The 1,237-nt window shown below is 73.6% G+C and carries 1 protein-coding gene and 1 pseudogene; both read left to right on the forward strand.

Translation table 11 applies throughout. The annotated features are described in order from the left end of the window. Window positions 1-11: 11 nt before the first annotated feature. Complete coding sequence (gene serB / locus AX737_RS12680) at window positions 12-908, forward strand: phosphoserine phosphatase SerB (RefSeq protein WP_066921828.1); 897 nt, start codon at window positions 12-14, stop codon at window positions 906-908. A gap of 141 nt (window positions 909-1,049) precedes the next feature. Beyond that, a pseudogene (locus AX737_RS12685) lies at window positions 1,050-1,237 on the forward strand (hypothetical protein); the annotation flags it as partial.

The following is a 1,237-nucleotide window of genomic DNA, read 5'->3' on the forward strand; positions in this document are numbered from 1 at the left end:
GACGCTCCCCGATGACCCTCGTCGCGGTCCTGATATCAAACCCGCAGCGGCCCGCCATCACCGATGCGGTGCTGGCCGAGGCGCGGCGCGTGCTCGCGACCGAGCACCAGCCGCGGGTGCTGCACGGCGAAGTCGCGGCCGAGATCCTGGTGCCGGGCGCGCCCGCCGCGGCCCCGGCGCTCGCCGAGCGCCTGCGCGCGGCGCTCGGGTCCGAGCCGATCGACGTCGCGGTGCTCGGCGCGGACGCGCACCGCCGCAAGCGCCTGTTCCTGGCCGACATGGATTCCACCATGATCGAGCAGGAATGCATCGACGAGCTGGCGGACATGGTCGGGCTGAAGCCCCACGTGGCGGCGATCACCGAGCGGGCGATGCGCGGCGAGATCGCCTTCGAGCCGGCCCTGCGCGAGCGCGTCGCGCTGCTGAAGGACCTGCCGGTCGGCACGATCGACGGGCTGATCGCCGAGCGCATCACGCTCACGCCGGGCGGGCGCACGCTGGTGCGGACGCTCAAGGCGCACGGCGCGCGCACCTGCCTCGTCTCGGGCGGCTTCACCCTGTTCACCGGCCCCGTGGCCGACAGGCTCGGCTTCGACGAGAACCACGCCAACCGGCTCGTCCTCGCGGGGGACCGGCTCGCCGGCACGGTCGCGGAGCCCATCGTCGGCAAGGAGGCCAAGCGGGCGACGCTGATCGACCTGCGCACCCGGCTCGGCCTCGACCCGGCCGAGACGCTCGCGGTCGGCGACGGGGCGAACGACCTCGCCATGATCGCCGAGGCCGGCCTCGGCGTCGCCTTCCGGGCCAAGCCCGCCGTGGCGGAGGCGGCGCGCGCGCGCATCGACCACGGCGACCTCACGGCGCTGCTCTACCTGCAGGGCTTCGGAGCGGCCGAGTTCGTGGACTGATCCCCGGTACGCTGAAGAGATACGGCGCGTGCGGCGCTCGACGGACAAGCTCAGCCGTTCGCCGGACAAAGTGTAGCAGGCATAGGATCCCGCAATCGAGCGTTGACCGGACAGATAGTCATCACGTTCGATGAGGTCGGCATGCTCAAGCACTCCCTCCTGTTCGCGTCGGCGGTCGCCGGCGCGCTCACCCTGATCCCGGCAGCCTCCGAGGCCCAGAACGTCCTGGCCTTCCGGGGCGGCGGGGGCGGCGGCAACGCGCTGGCGGGCGGCTTCGCCGGTCGCGGCGTCGGCGGCGGCGCCATCGGCGGCGGCTTCAACCGCGGCGG

This window comes from Methylobacterium sp. CCH5-D2, from assembly GCF_001556475.1.
Taxonomy (GTDB): domain Bacteria; phylum Pseudomonadota; class Alphaproteobacteria; order Rhizobiales; family Beijerinckiaceae; genus Methylobacterium; species Methylobacterium hispanicum.

Coding starts and splice junctions, on each gene's coding strand:
- serB (WP_066921828.1), top strand. CDS start 12: ATGACCCTCGTCGCGGTCCTGATATCAAACCCGCAGCGGCCCGCCATC.